The sequence below is a fragment of the Flavobacterium flavipallidum genome (assembly GCF_038289905.1).
Taxonomy (GTDB): domain Bacteria; phylum Bacteroidota; class Bacteroidia; order Flavobacteriales; family Flavobacteriaceae; genus Flavobacterium; species Flavobacterium flavipallidum.
In genome coordinates, this window is the sequence record NZ_JBBYHU010000021.1 from 1 (window position 1) to 16,857 (window position 16,857).

Annotated in this window: 15 protein-coding genes; all 15 read right to left on the reverse strand. The window is 36.4% G+C overall.

Annotated elements, in window-relative coordinates; genetic code table 11:
• Window positions 1-163: 163 nt before the first annotated feature.
• The 15 genes from AAEO59_RS10635 to AAEO59_RS10705 all read right to left on the reverse strand — a co-directional run bounded on the left by AAEO59_RS10635 (window position 164) and on the right by AAEO59_RS10705 (window position 16,807).
• On the reverse strand, window positions 164-526 hold the full coding sequence (locus AAEO59_RS10635; RefSeq protein WP_341700721.1) for a hypothetical protein: 363 nt from the start codon (window positions 524-526) through the stop codon (window positions 164-166).
• 114 nt (window positions 527-640) lie between these two features.
• Entirely contained in the window at window positions 641-1,273 is a 633-nt protein-coding gene (locus AAEO59_RS10640) for a response regulator transcription factor (RefSeq protein WP_341700722.1), read from the reverse strand.
• The gene (locus AAEO59_RS10645) at window positions 1,270-2,925 is read right to left on the reverse strand and encodes a sensor histidine kinase (protein ID WP_341700723.1); all 1,656 of its coding nucleotides are present in this window, start codon (window positions 2,923-2,925) and stop codon (window positions 1,270-1,272) included. Before AAEO59_RS10645 ends, AAEO59_RS10640 begins: the two co-directional genes overlap by 4 nt.
• 313 nt (window positions 2,926-3,238) lie before the next feature.
• Complete coding sequence (locus tag AAEO59_RS10650) at window positions 3,239-5,038, reverse strand: AAA family ATPase (protein WP_341700724.1); 1,800 nt, start codon at window positions 5,036-5,038, stop codon at window positions 3,239-3,241.
• A gap of 227 nt (window positions 5,039-5,265) precedes the next feature.
• Window positions 5,266-6,765: an FGGY family carbohydrate kinase gene (locus AAEO59_RS10655; protein ID WP_341700725.1), complete on the reverse strand. Its 1,500-nt coding sequence runs from the start codon at window positions 6,763-6,765 to the stop codon at window positions 5,266-5,268.
• 283 nt (window positions 6,766-7,048) lie between these two features.
• On the reverse strand, window positions 7,049-8,023 hold the full coding sequence (locus tag AAEO59_RS10660; protein ID WP_341700726.1) for an ABC transporter permease: 975 nt from the start codon (window positions 8,021-8,023) through the stop codon (window positions 7,049-7,051).
• A gap of 2 nt (window positions 8,024-8,025) precedes the next feature.
• On the reverse strand, window positions 8,026-9,516 hold the full coding sequence (locus AAEO59_RS10665; protein ID WP_341700727.1) for a sugar ABC transporter ATP-binding protein: 1,491 nt from the start codon (window positions 9,514-9,516) through the stop codon (window positions 8,026-8,028).
• A 1-nt stretch (window position 9,517) separates the two neighbouring features.
• The gene (locus AAEO59_RS10670; protein WP_341700728.1) at window positions 9,518-10,132 is read right to left on the reverse strand and encodes a DUF2291 family protein; all 615 of its coding nucleotides are present in this window, start codon (window positions 10,130-10,132) and stop codon (window positions 9,518-9,520) included.
• 1 nt (window position 10,133) lies between these two features.
• Complete coding sequence (locus tag AAEO59_RS10675) at window positions 10,134-11,054, reverse strand: D-ribose ABC transporter substrate-binding protein (RefSeq protein WP_341700729.1); 921 nt, start codon at window positions 11,052-11,054, stop codon at window positions 10,134-10,136.
• A 64-nt stretch (window positions 11,055-11,118) separates the two neighbouring features.
• The gene (locus tag AAEO59_RS10680; protein WP_341700730.1) at window positions 11,119-12,075 is read right to left on the reverse strand and encodes a transketolase family protein; all 957 of its coding nucleotides are present in this window, start codon (window positions 12,073-12,075) and stop codon (window positions 11,119-11,121) included.
• Complete coding sequence (locus AAEO59_RS10685) at window positions 12,075-12,914, reverse strand: transketolase (RefSeq protein ID WP_341700731.1); 840 nt, start codon at window positions 12,912-12,914, stop codon at window positions 12,075-12,077. Before AAEO59_RS10685 ends, AAEO59_RS10680 begins: the two co-directional genes overlap by 1 nt.
• A gap of 11 nt (window positions 12,915-12,925) precedes the next feature.
• The gene (locus tag AAEO59_RS10690; protein WP_341700732.1) at window positions 12,926-14,329 is read right to left on the reverse strand and encodes an L-fucose/L-arabinose isomerase family protein; all 1,404 of its coding nucleotides are present in this window, start codon (window positions 14,327-14,329) and stop codon (window positions 12,926-12,928) included.
• Window positions 14,330-14,368: 39 nt separating this feature from the next.
• Complete coding sequence (locus AAEO59_RS10695; protein WP_341700733.1) at window positions 14,369-15,130, reverse strand: DeoR/GlpR family DNA-binding transcription regulator; 762 nt, start codon at window positions 15,128-15,130, stop codon at window positions 14,369-14,371.
• Between the two features lie 572 nt (window positions 15,131-15,702).
• Complete coding sequence (locus AAEO59_RS10700; protein ID WP_341700734.1) at window positions 15,703-15,921, reverse strand: PLDc N-terminal domain-containing protein; 219 nt, start codon at window positions 15,919-15,921, stop codon at window positions 15,703-15,705.
• Between the two features lie 208 nt (window positions 15,922-16,129).
• Window positions 16,130-16,807 carry a Crp/Fnr family transcriptional regulator gene (locus AAEO59_RS10705; RefSeq protein ID WP_341700735.1) on the reverse strand — a complete coding sequence of 226 codons (678 nt, stop codon included), beginning with the start codon at window positions 16,805-16,807 and terminating at the stop codon, window positions 16,130-16,132.
• Between the last annotated feature and the right edge of the window lie 50 nt (window positions 16,808-16,857).

Genomic DNA, 16,857 nt, shown 5'->3' on the forward strand with positions numbered 1-16,857 from the left:
ATTGCTTGATGCTTTTTTAAAACTTCATTTACACATCGAAGTTTAAAATCATAACCATACTTGACTTTTCTTTCCATAAAAATACCCCCAAATAGTGTCTAACTTTTTGGGGGCAGTGCAAATTATTAATCGAACAGCCTTTTTTGTTTTGATATTACTTGAGTTATTTATCTTCTTTAACAGTTTCTACAGCAACCATTTCTTGTTTTGAAGTGTTACTCCAAGGACCATGGTTTTTGTATGCTGGACCTGATAATTGTTGTCTTTCAGAACCTGTTGTTTGAACTAAAACCAGGTTTTCCTGTGGAATACTCTTCGCAGGATGTTGGTTTTTGTATGCCGGTCCCTGAAGTGTTACTTTGTTTTTTTCTGAATAAATTTTAGTAGGCACAGCTTTGTGCATCCAGGATTTAAAATTTTTATATTCCGGACCTTTTAAATCGCTTTGTTTTACATTGTCTTTATCTTGTGCCATAGCGCTTATAGATATTACTAAGAAGCCTAAAAGGAAAACTATTTTTTTCATGACTATTACTTTTTTGTTGTTTAACAAAGTTACATTCAGTAACAGTCTTTTAGGATTCTGTAAATTTACTCAATTGATATCCGTATTTATACGGATTTTTTGTTTTTTTTAGTATTAAACCAAATTCATTTTGGCTGCTTTTTTAATAAGTTCGGCTGTATTTTTTACTTCCAGTTTTTTCAGAATGTTGGCACGATGAGTTTCAATGGTACGTGAACTAACGAATAATTTGGCTGCAATTTCTTTGGTGGTTAAGCCTTTAGCAATCAATCCTAAAACTTCATTTTCTTTGTTGGATAAAATATTTTCACTAACGCTTTGTTCCGACATGAAATTGATCATTTTTTCCGAAATTTCAGCACTGAAATATTTTTTCCCGTTAGCAACGCTTCTTATGGCTATTATTAATTCAGATTCGTCAGTGTTTTTTAGTAAATAGCCGTAAGCGCCCATTTTAGCGCATTTGGCAATATAATTGCCATCATCATGCATCGAAATAACGATCGGTTTGATGTTGGAATTTAGGTTTTTCAACTCTTTTAAAACTTCAAAACCATCGCTATTAGGCATAGTGATATCTAGCAGTACAATATCGGCCTCAAAAGCACTGTTGATGAGCTCTATGAATTCTAACCCATCACCAACACTTTTTACGATTTGGATGTCGTCATGCTTTCGCAATAACTCGGCAAGTCCATTTCTAAAAAGCTCATGATCATCTGCTATTATTAGTTTTATTGCTGTCATAGTTCTATAGGTAATTCAATTTCAAAACTGCTGTTTCCTGGAGTAGCATCGATGGTAATGGTACCATTACAAATTTCAACACGCTCTTTGATGTTCGTAATTCCGGAGCCTAATTTAACCGTATTAATGTCAAATCCAATACCGTCATCAAAATAGAAAAGAGAAATAAAATCATCAAATTCCGAAAGTGTAATCCGGATATTCTGAGCATTGGCATGTTTCAACGAATTATTGATTAATTCCTGGCAAATTCTAAAAAGATTGATCGCCTGTTGGTTCGTAATATTTGAGTTTTCGTGCTGGGTCAAATCTTCGTATTCGATGGCAACGGTTGTCGATTTTTTCAGATTGTCAATAAAGTTAGTCAATGTAACGCCAATTCCAAAATCGTCTATCGAAGCCGGCATCAGAGCATTAGACATCAATCGGATTTCAGAAATGGTTTCATCCACGATTTTTTTCATTTCTGATTTTTTGACTTCATTCTCTACTCGGTTTTCAATGTAGTGCTTCAAAGAAGTTAAATACGGACCCACGCCGTCATGAAGTTCTCTCGCCAGGCGACGTCTTTCGTTTTCTAATCCGTTAACCAGCATTCGTTTGGATTGAATTCGACTGTTTTCTTCTTTATTTCTAAATTCGATGAGTTTGTCCCTCATCGCCAGGAGGCTTTTTCCTAGTAAATCATTCGAACTTTTAGGCTGAAAATCAGTGTTTAAATTCATTTTTCCTATATCGTCCGAGAATTTTACCGCACCCTGTAAGGAGGCTTTCAAATTAGCCAGAGCATCAAACATTTCCTGTATTTCACTGGAGTTTTTGATGAATTCATTGCTTTGATTGTAATCGCCTTCAGCCATAATTCGGAGGCTTTTTTGCATGTTTTTGATGGGATTGGTAATAATACGAATCAGAAAAAGCGAAAGCATCACCGCCAATAAAAAAATCCCAATCGTCAGGCCAATCAGTCTTTCTTTCAATTCCTGCAACGGAACCGTGACTTCATCCACATCCATTTCAGAAAGAATGACCAATTTTAAGTGGTGCACTTTTATGAGACTGTACACGCTGTACACATCAATTCCTCTGTAATCTTTAAAGACACCTCTGCCATCAAAACTTTTAAAAGCATTAGATACCCCTTTTGTTTTAACCGTTATCGTATAAGGAATTTTATTGGGAAAAAAACGGGATTGTGAACGCATTCGGAAATCTTCGCCCACCAGATAGGATTCGCCACTGTCGCCCATACCAGTGCGTTCCAAAAGTATTTTTTTGATTTTGTTGTAATCTAAAATTTTAATTTGCTGCCCATTTTTCGAATTAGAGATAAAAGCAAAGGTTGTTTTTTGGGCTTTATGGTAAGGTGTCAAATCATAAATGCCGTGGCCGTTTTTGATGCTGTCCGGAAGTTGGAGCAGGGCAGTGTCTATTTTTTGATTTTGCAATTCCGAAGTTTCAAAGCGTTCCCATTCGGATTTTAAAACATGTTCAATTTGGTTTTGTTTAAGCGTTTTAATCGAATTCAATTGCAGCAGAATACGATCGTTCAAAACATTTGAAAATTGTTGGTAGGACGAAAAAGACAATAATCCAATGACCAATGCGATTAAGCTATTAATGATAATCAGTATCAGTGTTTTGATATGCATGCTTTTCCGGTTTTTTTATAGATGTAAATATACTTCGTTTGTCCTTTTAAAAGCAACTTTGAAGTAATTGTTCTGCTGAATTATCTAAAAAGAGGGAAGTTAGAAGTTAGAAGTTAGAAGTCCCGATAGCTATCGGGAGAAGGCAGGAAGTAAAACCTTCAATATCAATACTTTCTTATGAAGTTGTCATGCTGACGAAGGAAGCATCTCATCAAGTAACTCGACAAAGTAACTCATCGTTGCAGGCACGGAAAGCATTTCCGCACTATCGTTGCGTTGGTATATCCGTGCGGTCGGGATCAGAGGGAGGCCGCTATTTTGTTATTTGATCGATTATTTCATTTAAATCTGATGGAATAGTGTTGTAATTGGAAATAAGTATATTCCTAAACTGCTCATAATTTAGTCCATGCCTATTACATAATCCTTTAATAAGTTCTCTCCCTTTACACCTTTTATTCCAATTATTATTTGCCATTGATTTTTCAATAATTCCTTTTGCTTCCTCTCTAATATCTGAAAAGATTACGGGCTCAATTTTTGCTAGTTCATCAAATTTCTTCTGATATATATAATCACGGGCTAATTCAGTATTCTTGAAAACTTTACTATCTAACAAAGCTCTGGTAAAAGGTAACAAATGAATATCTTCCAATGCAATTTTCTTTAAAGTATCAGCTACTTGCTCAGGAGAATCGTAGGGCATTGATCTGCCTAACATTTGCCTTAAACTTTGAAAAACAACATTCTCTTCAAGCAAATAATTTTCAACGTGATAGACAGGGAGTTGAAAAATATTATTTAAACTATCAATATCATCATGTCGTTCAAAATCTCCATCTACGATGCAATAATACTCTTGAAAAGTATTTCCTTCCGAAAGTAAAGTGTTTACTTTTGCAGCAGTTGATTTTAAGGTTAATGAATTGCCTGCAGGGATAAAGGATATATTTTTTTCAATGTTTGGAAAAAGCTTTTCAAACAAATCTATATCTGTTGAAGATTCTTCCCCTTCAATAAAAACAATCTTTTTATTCAGACTTACGAAACCTTTTGCTCCCATTATATTTGTAAGGGATTCATGAAGTTGCGAGTTAGAGCTTACCTTAAGAAACTGGTTGTCTGTTCCATTGGGGTATTTTAATACAGTAAACAATGAATCTGAACCTGCTTCAATCATCATTTCCGGTGCATGAGTAGTTAAAATCATTTGATTTCCATCTGAAAGCTGCTTTAATATTTTTAGGTATCTTCTTTCCAGCTCGGGGTGTAAATGAACATCAGGTTCATCAAAGAGAATAATTGAATCCTTAGGTTTCAATTGATGAAAATGAATATATGTGTTCAAGATTTCCTTTTCTCCAGAACTTAACTCATCGATGTCAATTGTTCCTCTTGGAGTATTGACTGAAAATTTGAAAGGATTGGTGTCTAAAAACACATCATCAAATTGCATTGGTGAAAAAAAAGAATTGAAAAATTCTCGGATATCACTTAATGAGTCATAATCTTTTATCTCTCCCTTCCTGATACTTTGTTGAATATTTTGAAGGTCTTTCATTTTAAGGCTTGTGAGGTAATACTTTATATTTTGGTATTTACTTGTGCCTTGTGATAACAACTGCTTCATCCGGTCTTCATTAAGGAAATCAGAATTCCAAGAATTAAGATTTGATTTAACGTTTATTCTTTGAGCACTGAAATAATCAAAAAAACTTCTATTCTCTGAGTATCGGCTGAAAAGTCCATTCACATTGCCTGGAGAGCTTTCGATTATACTTGTATTTCCGTTTTTTAATATTCTTATGGTAGCAGAATAATTATGCGTAATCTCATTTTGAGGGTAAATCTCTTTTAAATATTCAATTTCTTTATCAATTAGAGTTAAATCTATTTTTAGGTCACAAAATTCAGAATCAGCAGAAACACAATTAGGATTTATTTGAAAGTATCCATAACTTCCAAGAGTCTCCTTAGCTGTCATTAAAGCTTCCAAAATAGAACTTTTTCCGCTTCCGTTTCCACCACAAATTACGATGAAATCAGGTAAGTTTGTATATTCGGCATTTCTAATATTCTTAAAATTACTTATTTTAAAGTTTTCTATTCTCATGTGATTAGTTGTAAAGTACTTTAATGTTTTATTAAAGCGTAAGTGTTTTTTATTAAAATTTAAATAATTTTAATTTAAGTATTTCTTTAATTTTATACTTTACAAAAATAAAAATATTTCTTACATGTACAAAAACAGCCGCTTTAAAAACGGCTGTAAATGGGTATTAAATATTTTCTGTAAATCTGTATTCTGAAATTTGCCTTCTAAAATCTGCGTTCTGCTTTCTAAAATCTCGCAATCTTCTCTTTCCAACCCTGATAGCCTTTTGTTGATAAATCGTTATTAACGTTGACTAAAACCTGTTCCGTTTGTTTTTTATTGATTTCCGTAAGTTGGGAGATACTCTCATAAACACCACTTTTCAATCCAGAAAGATAAGCCGCTCCTAAGGCAGAAACGTCGGGGTTCTTTTGTTTGTTTAACGGAATACCTAATAAATCAGCCAGAAAGTGAATCACAAATTGGTTTTGGGTCATACCACCGTTTACCGAGATTGATTTTAATGCGGCTTGCATGTCTTTTTCCATAGCCTGCACCACATCTTTTATCTGGTACGGAATACTTTCCAGTGCCGCTCTTACAATATGATTTTTAGTAGTGCCAAAAGTCATTCCTTCAATCGATGCTTTTCGGCTCATTTGCCAATGTGGTGCGCCCAGTCCGCTAAAAGCAGGAATAAGATACACACCTGCATTGTCGTTTATAGCCGTTGCCATCGCTGCGGTTTCGGCAGGAGCCGAAAACAATTGCAATTCGTTTTTGAGCCATTCAATAGTCGAACCACAGGAAACAATAGCTCCTTCAAGAGCATAATCCACGCGGTCTTCGGTACTCCAGCAAATGGTGGTTAACATTCCCGCTTGAGACAAAACCGCTTTGTCGCCAATGTTCATCATAATCGAACTTCCTGTTCCCAGAGTAACTTTGGCAGTGCCTTTTTCAAAACAGCCTTCACCAAAAGTCGCCGCATGCGAATCGCCAATCAAGGATGTCATCGGAATAGAAAGCGTATTTTCTAATTTTAAAATTTCACTCCAATTTATTGTTCCAAAATCTTGTGAAGAAGGGCAGGGCTGAGGTAAGTTTAAATTAGACAATCCCCATTTTTCAAGTATTTCAGCATCCCAGTCTAAGGTATGAATATTAAAAAGCAAGGTTCGGGACGCATTGGTATAATCGGTTTTGAATTGGGTTCCATTAGTTAGTTTATACAAAAGCCAACAATCTACCGTTCCGAAATACACTTCGCCCTGAGTGACTTTTTGTTTCAATTCGGAGTCGTTTTCTAAAAGCCAAAGCAATTTGGTTCCTGAAAAATACGGATCTAATAACAAACCTGTTTTTAGTTTGATAAAATCATTTTGCCCTTTTTCGATTAAATCGGTACAAACAGCTATCGAACGTTTACAAGCCCAGACAACAGCTGGAGCCAGCGCTTTTCCGTTTTCGTCCCAAAGAATAAAAGTTTCTCTTTGGTTACTAATTCCGCATGAAATAATATCGGAAATATTCAGACCTTTTTGGGTGAAATCCTTCAAACATTCGGATACCGAATCCAGCACATTTTGATAAATGGCTTCGGGATTTTGCTCGACGAAACCATTGTCAAAATAATCGGTTTTTAGGTCCACGCAGCCTTTGGCGGCAGCCTGCCCCTGTTCGTCAAAAATGATGGTTTTAGTACTGCTGGTACCCTGGTCTATGGCAAGTATGTATTTTTTCATTAGTATAATTTGTATATAAAAGTCTTCGACAAGCTCAGACTGACTTTTTTTTACCATTAAGAAATTAAGGTTATTAAGTCAAATTCCTTAATAATTTAAAAATTAAAATAATAGAACCTAAAAACACCCCCCTAGCCCCTCTCAAGAGGGGAATCGTTCAGGTTTTCAAGTCACAACTACCTCCTTGAGGAGGGTTAGGGAGGTGTAAAAATCACTATTAAAAAATTAAGATGATTTAGCTTAATGCTCCTTAATTTCTTAATGGTGAAAAAGAAAAAATGTTTTATTTATTTTTCTGATTCATTTTATCAATAATCACCGCCAGTAAAATAACAATACCTTTTACTACCTGTTGCCAAAAAGGCGACACATCCAGTAAAACCAGTCCGTTATTTAAAACTCCAATAATTACGGCTCCGATAACAGTTCCGGTAACGGTTCCTACACCACCGGAAAGCGAAGTACCGCCGATAACTACGGCTGCGATGGAATCCAGTTCGTAACTCATACCGGCATTAGGTTGGGCCGAGTTCAATCTCGAAGTTACCAAAACACCACCCACAGCCGCCATCATACCAGCAATTCCATATACCGCCAGTTTTACTTTGTTAATGCTAATTCCTGATAAAAAAGCTGCTTTTTCATTGCCTCCAATCGCATAAATATAACGTCCAAAAGTGGTGCGGTTCGTGAGAAAGACCACAATTAAGACCATGAAAAGCGAAATCCAAACGGGAACAGGAATGCCTAAAATCCAACCAGAACCAATGAATTCAAAGTTAGGACCTAGGTTTGAAATCGGAATTCCTTCGGTATAAAGCATTGTTAAACCACGGGCAATGGTGAGCATGGCTAATGTGGCCACAAAAGGAGGAATGGCAAATTTGGTAATGACCCAACCATTGAATAATCCGAGCAGCATACCGATAAGCATGGCCGCCAGAATCGCACCTAAAACGGTAAAACCCACAAATAAATCCATGGATTCAAAGGAAAGTCCGCTTTTTAATAGTCCGGCGCATATTGCTGCGGTAAGACCTAAAACAGAACCTACCGAAAGATCAATTCCGGCCATTAAAACCACTAATGTCATTCCGACAGAAATACAAACATTAACTGAGATTTGTCTTAATACATTCCAAAGATTAGTGCTGGTCATGAATTTATCAGATAGCAAACTGATGAACAGACAAAGTAGAAATAAGGCAATTAGTGACTGTGATTTTTTGATTAGCGGGTGGTTAATAGCTATATTCATAATTATTCTGGTAAGGCTGATTTTAATAATTTGTCTTCATTGGCTTCTGCGGCTAAGTAGGAAGCTTTGATTTTTCCTTCCGCCATGACTAAAATTCGATCCGAAAGCGCGAGGATTTCGGGAATTTCAGAGGAAACTAAAAGAATACTCATTTGGTTGGCTGCAAGTTCTTTAATTAGGTTGTAAATTTCATTTTTGGCATTAATATCGATCCCTCGAGTAGGCTCATCCAGCATCAAAATTTGCGGATTGGTTGCGAGCCATTTGGCTAAAACTACTTTTTGTTGGTTTCCACCGCTTAAATTCTGACACAATTGGGTCTCAGAAGGGGTTTTGATGCGTAGTTTCTCGATATAATCTTTGGCGCAAGCCTTATCTTTTGAATCGCTTAAAAGTCCTAATGCTTTTAAATTAGTCAGGCTAATATTAGACGAAATATCCATTCCTAAAATTAATCCTTCCGTTTTTCGGTCTTCTGTTACAAAGGCTAGTCCGTTCTCAATAGCGTTTTTAGGTTTTTTATGAATGCTTTGGCTGCCATTAATTTTGATGTCAAAGGCACTATTGGCAGGATGCATCCCAAAAATAGTTTCCAAAAGTTCCGTTCTTCCGGCACCCATTAGGCCGAAAATCCCCAGAATTTCTCCTTTTTTGAGTTCGAATGAAATATCCTGAAGCAATTTTCGGCTCTTATTATTCGGATTGATGAGGTTTAAATTTTCGACTTTTAAAATCGTATTTTCAAAATGGTTTTCACTGTCTTTTTTGGCAATAAGTACTTCACGTCCCACCATTTTACGAATTAAATCCTGTTCAGTTGTGGCTTTCATTTCACCGGCATCAATGGTATTTCCGTCTCTTAAAACGGTGTAACGCTCCGCAATTCGGAACAATTCATCCATTTTATGTGAAATGTACACAATGGTTTTTCCTTCGGATTTCAATTCGGAAATGATGCGATGCAAATTCTCGATTTCTTTATCACTCAGGGCAGAGGTAGGTTCGTCCATCAAAATCACATTGGCATTGCTCAACAAAACCTTGGCAATTTCAACCAATTGTTGTTCGCCCACTTTCAGTTTTTGTACCAATGTTTTAGGAGCAACTTTCAATTGGATTTTGTCAAAAAGACGTTGGGCTTCGGCTTCCATTTTGGCTTTGTCCAAAAGTCCTAATGAAGTTCTGATTTCTCTTCCTAAGAACAGATTTTCGGTGACATTGAGTTCCGGAATGAGGTTTAATTCCTGATGAATCATAGCAATTCCTGCGTTTTGCGCTTCTTTGATACCCGAAAATCGCACCGATTCTCCGTTCAATTTAATTTCGCCATCGTATTCGGTATATTCGCCTGTTAAAATTTTCAACAAAGTCGATTTGCCCGCACCGTTTTCCCCCAATATGGCATTGACCTGAGCTGGGTAAAATTTAAAATTTACCTGATTCAGCACTTTAACGCCTGGGAATTCTTTCGATATATTAACTGCTTCTAACAATTTACTGAAGTTTAATTTGGGTTGGAATAACCGTAATGTCTTTAAATAAATTTTGATTTCTGCTCAACTTAATGGCTCCCATAAATGAGATGCTGTCACCAATTTTTACTTTTTTGAGCGCAGCCGGAATAACGCTGTCTCTAACGATATGGTTTAAAGATTCAGACACTTTGTTGAATTGCGCATTGGTTTTAAAATCGGTTAGCTTTACTAAACCCGATGCATCACGTATGGCATTTCCAAAAATGTATTTAGTATCTACATAAATCACCCCATTTTTTTCATCGGCAATGGTATATAATCCATCTTTGATATCCAGGATTTTACCGGTGCTTTGAATCATGAAATAAGCTGAATTTCCTATCCCCAGACGGTTTCCGTATTTTTTGAAGGCGGTTTCAGGATTGTTTTGAAACAGTTCAATTAAATTATTGAGGGAGATATTGTTTCTTTTTGTTGCGATGCCTTTGTAATAAATAGAATCGGCGTATGCTGTAAAATTAAAATTCTCTTTGTTGGCTTTTTTAACATCGCTCAACTTCTTGAAATAAACCGAATTGTAGCCCAAAATTGCAAGAATAATAAGGGCTAAAAGTAGGATATACTGTTTTTTCATCTTAATAATCTTTAATGTTGGTTGCATTTACTAACTCTACTTCAACCGGAACACGCTGCGGAAAAGTACGTCTTCCTTTAAAGTATTCATCGGCATATTGTGCGGCTGTTTGCGCCATTACCAAAGGAAATTGCATGCCAGTAGCCACAATTTTCTTTTCACGGATTTTTTCAACCACATCGCCAGCACCGTCAAAACCAAAAATTTTCACTTTGTAATCTTTTCCAGCTGCCTGTAAAGCCTGAAAAGCACCCATAGCCATAGCGTCATTTCCACAAAAAACAGCATCAATATCCGGATTAGCCTGCATGATGGTTTCCAGTACTTCCATGGCTTTATTGCGGTCAAAATTGCCACTTTGTTGGGCTACCATTTTCAAATTGGGGAATTTATCCACCACCGAATGAAATCCTCCCGAACGTGCCCAGGTATTATTGTCGCCCACTAACCCCAGAATTTCTACATAATTTCCTTTTTCCTTTAATTCTTTTACAAATTCGATTCCAATGGAAACACAGCCGGAATAATTGTCCGAAAGAATCTGACTTGTAGCTGCGTCATCAGCATTGATTTCTCTGTCCATACAAAAAACCGGAATACCCGCTGTTTTCGCTTTTAAAACATTGGAAATGGAACCGTCAGAATCGGTTGGATTCAATAAAATAGCATCATAACCAGAGGAAATGAGGTTTTCAAAATTATCCGACTCGATAGCGGGATTATTTTGGGAGTCAAAAATTTTAGCTTCGTAGCCTAATTTTTTGGCATTTTTAGCCGCTGCTTCGGCAAGCATCACAAACCAGGGATTGTTCAAGGTAGAAACTACAACTGCAATTTTTGGTTTTTCGGTTTTGTCTTTTGAAGAACATCCAAACACTAAAATCAAAGTCAGGAGGAGCAGAGAAAGCTGTTTTAATTTCATAGCTAACTTTTTATGGGTTTTTCAATGGTTTTGGTTGGTTGATTTTTTGAAATTGCTATTAATTTTATTTTGGAATAAGGTTCAACGCAGTATTTTTCAATCCCTCAGCTGAGATTCCATAATGATTGAAAATTTCAATTTGGGATCCCGAAACGGTGTGATCGTCTGGTAATCCCACAATTTTAAACGGATTGCGATTTCCATTTTGGAACAATAATGAAGCCACAGCTTCGCCCAATCCGCCATAAATAGAATGCTCTTCCACAGTAATAATTGGTGTGCCATTAGCTGCTGAGGCTAATAAAAGTTCGTTGTCCAAAGGTTTAATGCTGTGAATACTCAATATTTTACAAGAAATATTATGTTCTTTTTCTAATAACTTAGCGGCTTCCACACAAGGTAAAACGGCTTCACCGGTAGCAATGAAAGTCAAATCATTTCCTTCCTGAATTACACGACCTTTTCCGATTTTAAAATCTGTCGAATTCGGATTCAGGTTGGTAGGCATTGTTTTTTTACCAAAACGCAGGTAAACCGGGCTTTGCAATTCGGCTGCTTGTTTGATGGCTTCGGCAGTTTCAAAGTTATCTGCGGGAGCTACAATACTAATGTTGTTGATAGCTCTCAACACCGCATAATCATGCAAACTGTGGTGTGTAGTTCCTAATGCACCATAACTTACGCCGGCACTAATTCCAATCAATTTTACAGGATTGTCAGAATAGGCTACGTCATTTTTAATTTGTTCCAAAGCTCTTGCCGTAAGAAAACAGGCTGGGGAAACCGCAAAGGCTTTTTTGCCCATACTCGCTAATCCGGTAGCAACTCCTACCAGGTTTTGCTCAGCGATACCTACTTCTACAATTTGTTCCGGATATTTTTGTCCAAAAGGGACCAGTTTCCCTGAGCCACGAGAATCGCTGGTAACCACCATAATATCTTTATCGGTACCTGCCAAATTTTGAAGTACTTCAGAAAACACTTCAAGGTTAGCGGCGTCAATTGTTTTTATATCTTCCATTATTTTAAGCTGTTTTCAAATTCTTCTAATTCTTTATCTAATTCGGTAATGGCTTGGTTGTACTGCTCCTCCGAAGGAACGCCATGATGCCATTTTAAGACATTTTCCATATAACTGATTCCTTTTCCTTTGGTGGTATGAGCAATGATAAAAGTTGGTTTTCCTTTTTCCAGAGGCAGTCCGTTTAGCGTTTGCGACAGTTTTTCAATATTATGACCATCAACATGTTTTACTGCCCATCCAAAAGCTTCTAATTTTTTATCAATAGGTTCTAATCCCATCACATCTTCATTAGCAGCGGTAATTTGGAGTTTGTTGTAATCCAAAATAGCACATAGATTATCTAGCTTATAATGAGCTGCAAACATCATCGCTTCCCAGTTAGAACCTTCCGCCATTTCGCCATCACCTAAAATGGTAAAAACTTTCACTGGAGAATTATCTTTTTTGGCAGCTAATGCTGTTCCTGCGCAAATAGGCAAACCATGTCCTAAACCACCGGTATTTTGTTCAATTCCCGGAATGGATTTGGTAGGATGTCCAATATAAGGAGAGTTGTATTTGCAAAGTGTCAATAAATCTTCTTCAGGGAAAAAGCCTTTGTCAGCCAAAACCACGTATAAGGCTTCCACACTATGTCCCTTACTTTGGATGAAACGGTCTCTGTCATTGGAATGGAAATTCTCAGGGGAAACATTCATGACATCATTATAAAGCACGTTTAAAATATCCAAAATAGACAAACTTCCTCCTGTATGCCCAGCCTTAGCATTATAGATGTATTTGAGTACTTTTTTTCGGTACTCAATGGATTTTCTTTGTATTTCTTCTACAAGCATTTTGTGTTTTTTTAGTGTTTGTAAACTTCCCAACCCATGTAATTTCCAAGGGCTTCTTCAAGAATAGCAGCTGTTTTAGAAGCATTCATGACTACGTGATGCTCGAAACCGTTTTTACAAACGTATTGCATCAATCCTTGTAAGTCTGGGATTTGGGCTACGGCTCTGTTTCCAAAAGTGTTTAATTCGTCGTTAGTCAATTCACCTTCGCCAATGTACACTTTGATGATTCCTTTTGGATCATCGGTACTGATTCTACCATAAGTTAATGGCATGGCAGGAGTTCTTCCGTCCAAAGCTCCATAAGTATTTTCTACTCCTACAGAAGTTCCTAAAATAGGTGCATTACTTAATTGAATGTCCGGTAAGAAGGATTTGGCCCAGTTTCCGCAGTGGAATAACACACATTTTTCAGGATCGTCGGCATAGTTGTTATTCCAGTCCACCAAAGCACTTGGAGAACCTGAAGCCAATTGCATCGCATACATACTCAATGTACCTGTAACGTCCACTTCGCAGGCACTTGGAAGCATGTTTTCACTCATAATACTCATGCTGGTACACACGTTACAACCGTAATTTTGCTGTAAAGAAGTCCAGCATTGTATAGCAGTAGCGTCTAATGCGTATTCTTCCATATATTCTTTTAAAACCACATCCAGTTTTGCGATTTGAATCATTGCTTCATTAGGTGTTTTGCCTTGAGCTACATAGGAATTGATAGATTCTAAATGTGCTTTAACTTTGGCATCATCAGCAGTTAATTTATTGGCTTTTCCTAAAATTTCAGATAAGTCGAAAGTGGTGACGCTAATGCCGTTTCTTTGTAATATTTTTTCAGAATAACGAACGGTATTGAATGCACCCGGTCTTGCTCCGATAGCGCCAATACGTACATTACGCATTCCTTTTACTACACGACAAACAGCAGTAAAATCCAATAAATCCTTTTGGAAAATAGGGTCAGACGGACTCATTACGTGTTTGCTTGTCAATGAGTATTTAATTCCGTATTGGTATAAATTGTTGCAAACCGAAATTTTTCCGCACCAAGAATCACGACGGTTTACCACATTCATTTTAGTTAACTCATCCGGATAAGCCTGAATTAAAACAGGAACATTTAAGTTGGCTAATTTTAAGGTGTCGGCAACACCTTTTTCATCACCAAAATTAGGTAGTAATACCAGTACTCCCATGATCTCATCCTGGTGTTTTTTGAATAAATCCGCACATTTTTGTGCTTCTTTATAGGTTTCCACACCGCCTAGTTTAGTGTCAGTGCTTTCTAATAAAATAGGCTTGATGTTTAATTTAGAAAAAACTTCAATGATTTCAAATCTTGCTTTTTCTACTAAACTGTCCGGGAAAAAATCTCTGTTTCCAATTATTACTCCTAAAGTTGATGTTGCCATTTTCTTTGCTTTTTTTATGTTTTTTTTGTGTTTTGTCTATTATGCTACGATAACTTCTATTTCGTTATCCTTAAATACTTCTCTGTGTTTTTCTTCAATTCCGTTATCGGTAATGATATAATCAATTAAGGATAAGGCGCCTAAACTCGCTAAAGCACTTTTGCCAATTTTGGTGCTGTCAGCTACCAAATAGGTGATTTCAGCAGCATCAATCATAGCTTTTTTTACGACTAGGTCGCTAATGCTAGGATAGGTAAGTCCTGATTTTAAGGAGATTCCGGCTGTTGCCAAAAATAATTTTTGCACATTGAGTCCTTTGAAAAAATCAGCGGCTTTTTGTCCGGTAAGTGATAATGTTGGTGGTTTGAATTCGCCTCCGGTCATAATTACCTCAATATCAGGATCGGTTCCTAATAGTAAAGCAATGTTTAACGCATTGGTAATTACGGTCAATCGTTTAAAACCTTTTAATTTTTTGGCAATTTCAGTGGTTGTCGAACCGGAATCCAAAATGATTGTGTCACCATCCTCGATGAATTCCAGGCATTTTTGAGCTATTGCTGATTTTTCATCTAAATTTTCCTGACGTTGAAGCGAAAAGCTTCTCACTTGATCTTCAACATTTTTAATACTTGCTCCGCCATGTTCTTTTAAAATTAGCCCCTCACTTTCTAATTTTTCCAAATCCTGACGGATGGTTACTTCGGTAACTTTAAACAGACGGGCCAAATCGATTACTTTGGCAAAACCGTCTTCTTTTAATAAATCGAGAATTTTCTCTCTTCGTTGATTGGGTAACATAAATTGTGTTTTCTTTTTGTGTTAGTGTGAAAACAAATATAAAAGAAAATAAACGAAAGAAAAAGAAAATAAAAGTTAATTTTTGATAGAACGAATTGAAATTTAAGAAGCTATTTTATTATTCGAAAAAAATAAGGAGTTTTGTTGCGGTTTTTATTGTATTCAGGATTACAAAACTCTCAGGTTTGTATAATAGTATTCCTCGCAAACTTGTCATGTTGACGAAGGAAGCATCTCATGAAGGAAATTCAAATTTTTCTTATTGTTAAGGGGGCGCATTGCTTCGTTAGTTCGCAATCGCTATATGCAAATTCCCACTAACGTTTGGGTGTATATCGTGCAATCGGGTTTTCATAGCCTTAGTTTAGTGAGATTGCTTCGTTCCTCGCAATGACCCACTCGGCGCAAAGTCATTGCGAGGAACGAAGCAATCTTATCCAGTAATTTCAATTTTTTTATGAAGATGTAAGGATTTACGTTTAGTAAACCGCATTGCAAACGCTATGATTGTTTTTTTATGTGTGTAGGCACTCGTTGCAAACGATTGTAAGATGGAGAAATTACTATTAAAACTATTGTTCGCATTTTCTTCTTTTTCCAATAGATAAGTATAATAAAGAACCTATACATGGAACAAAAAGAACTACTAAAACCCATATAAGTTTGTCATTATGGGGAAACTTATTTTTTAAAATATCGATTAAACAATAAATCCAAAGTACGAGAGATAAAAGGATCAATATTTGCCAAACTAGTAGCCCAATTTCGAAGTCATTAATTAGCTTATTCATATTTTTATTTTTTCTGTATACTTATTAAAATTTTTAGTCAATTTTCACTAGCACTCCTTGTAAACGAGTGCCAAGTGGGAGTAACAATCAATCCTAATCAGGATTTTGTTACTTTAATATAGCACATATCCTAACAAAAATAGAAATACTATTTTTATTACAAAAGATAAAGAAGAAGTAATTTGTAATGGAGAGTTAAAAAAAAGAATTAACTCATCTTTTTCAGCTTAGGAATGTCTTTCAGGATGATTTTTTTTCCTTTTAATTCGATCAAGCCTATTTTGTTGAATTCAGATAGTAAACGGATGCAACTTTCGGTGGCGGTACCAATCATGCTGGCGAGTTCGTCGCGGGTCAATTGGATTTTCAAAGTGTTGTCTTCATTTTTTCCAAAAGTATCCTGAAGATATAACAGGGTTTCGGCCAGACGTTCTTTTACGGTTTTTTGTGCCATATTCACCATTTGGCTGTCGGCTTCTTTCAAATCGCCACAAATGGTACGCATCACATTCATTGAAAATTGGTTGTTTTTGTCAAAAAAGCCCATGATTTCGCTTTTTGGAACAAAACATATTTGCATATCTTCCAGCGCTACGGCACTCAGGTTAACCGGTTCGTCGCTTATCATGGAACGTTGACCTAAAAGTTCCCCTTTGGTCACCAGTTTTACGATATGATCTTTCCCATTCGGACTCAATTTGGTTAGTTTGCAAACGCCGTCTTTAACGCAAAAAATGCCATTGACATTTTCGCCTTCTTCAAAAATGACTTCTCCTTTTTTGACCAAACGCGAAGTCTTGCACTCGGCAAGTTTTACTAATTCTTCTTTGTTTAGTGCTTTAAGGGAGCTGAATTCTCTAACGATACATTGTTCGCATTTACTCATTTCGAATGGTTTTTTGATACTGTAAAATTAATCATTTATATGATATATAT

Excerpts from the sequence above, each read along its gene's own strand:
- AAEO59_RS10635 (WP_341700721.1), bottom strand. The coding sequence starts at position 526 with ATGAAAAAAATAGTTTTCCTTTTAGGCTTCTTAGTAATATCTATAAGC.
- AAEO59_RS10640 (WP_341700722.1), bottom strand. The coding sequence starts at position 1,273 with ATGACAGCAATAAAACTAATAATAGCAGATGATCATGAGCTTTTTAGA.
- AAEO59_RS10645 (WP_341700723.1), bottom strand. The coding sequence starts at position 2,925 with ATGCATATCAAAACACTGATACTGATTATCATTAATAGCTTAATCGCA.
- AAEO59_RS10650 (WP_341700724.1), bottom strand. The coding sequence starts at position 5,038 with ATGAGAATAGAAAACTTTAAAATAAGTAATTTTAAGAATATTAGAAAT.
- AAEO59_RS10655 (WP_341700725.1), bottom strand. The coding sequence starts at position 6,765 with ATGAAAAAATACATACTTGCCATAGACCAGGGTACCAGCAGTACTAAA.
- AAEO59_RS10660 (WP_341700726.1), bottom strand. The coding sequence starts at position 8,023 with ATGAATATAGCTATTAACCACCCGCTAATCAAAAAATCACAGTCACTA.
- AAEO59_RS10670 (WP_341700728.1), bottom strand. The coding sequence starts at position 10,132 with ATGAAAAAACAGTATATCCTACTTTTAGCCCTTATTATTCTTGCAATT.
- AAEO59_RS10675 (WP_341700729.1), bottom strand. The coding sequence starts at position 11,054 with ATGAAATTAAAACAGCTTTCTCTGCTCCTCCTGACTTTGATTTTAGTG.
- AAEO59_RS10680 (WP_341700730.1), bottom strand. The coding sequence starts at position 12,075 with ATGGAAGATATAAAAACAATTGACGCCGCTAACCTTGAAGTGTTTTCT.
- AAEO59_RS10685 (WP_341700731.1), bottom strand. The coding sequence starts at position 12,914 with ATGCTTGTAGAAGAAATACAAAGAAAATCCATTGAGTACCGAAAAAAA.
- AAEO59_RS10690 (WP_341700732.1), bottom strand. The coding sequence starts at position 14,329 with ATGGCAACATCAACTTTAGGAGTAATAATTGGAAACAGAGATTTTTTC.
- AAEO59_RS10695 (WP_341700733.1), bottom strand. The coding sequence starts at position 15,130 with ATGTTACCCAATCAACGAAGAGAGAAAATTCTCGATTTATTAAAAGAA.
- AAEO59_RS10700 (WP_341700734.1), bottom strand. The coding sequence starts at position 15,921 with ATGAATAAGCTAATTAATGACTTCGAAATTGGGCTACTAGTTTGGCAA.
- AAEO59_RS10705 (WP_341700735.1), bottom strand. The coding sequence starts at position 16,807 with ATGAGTAAATGCGAACAATGTATCGTTAGAGAATTCAGCTCCCTTAAA.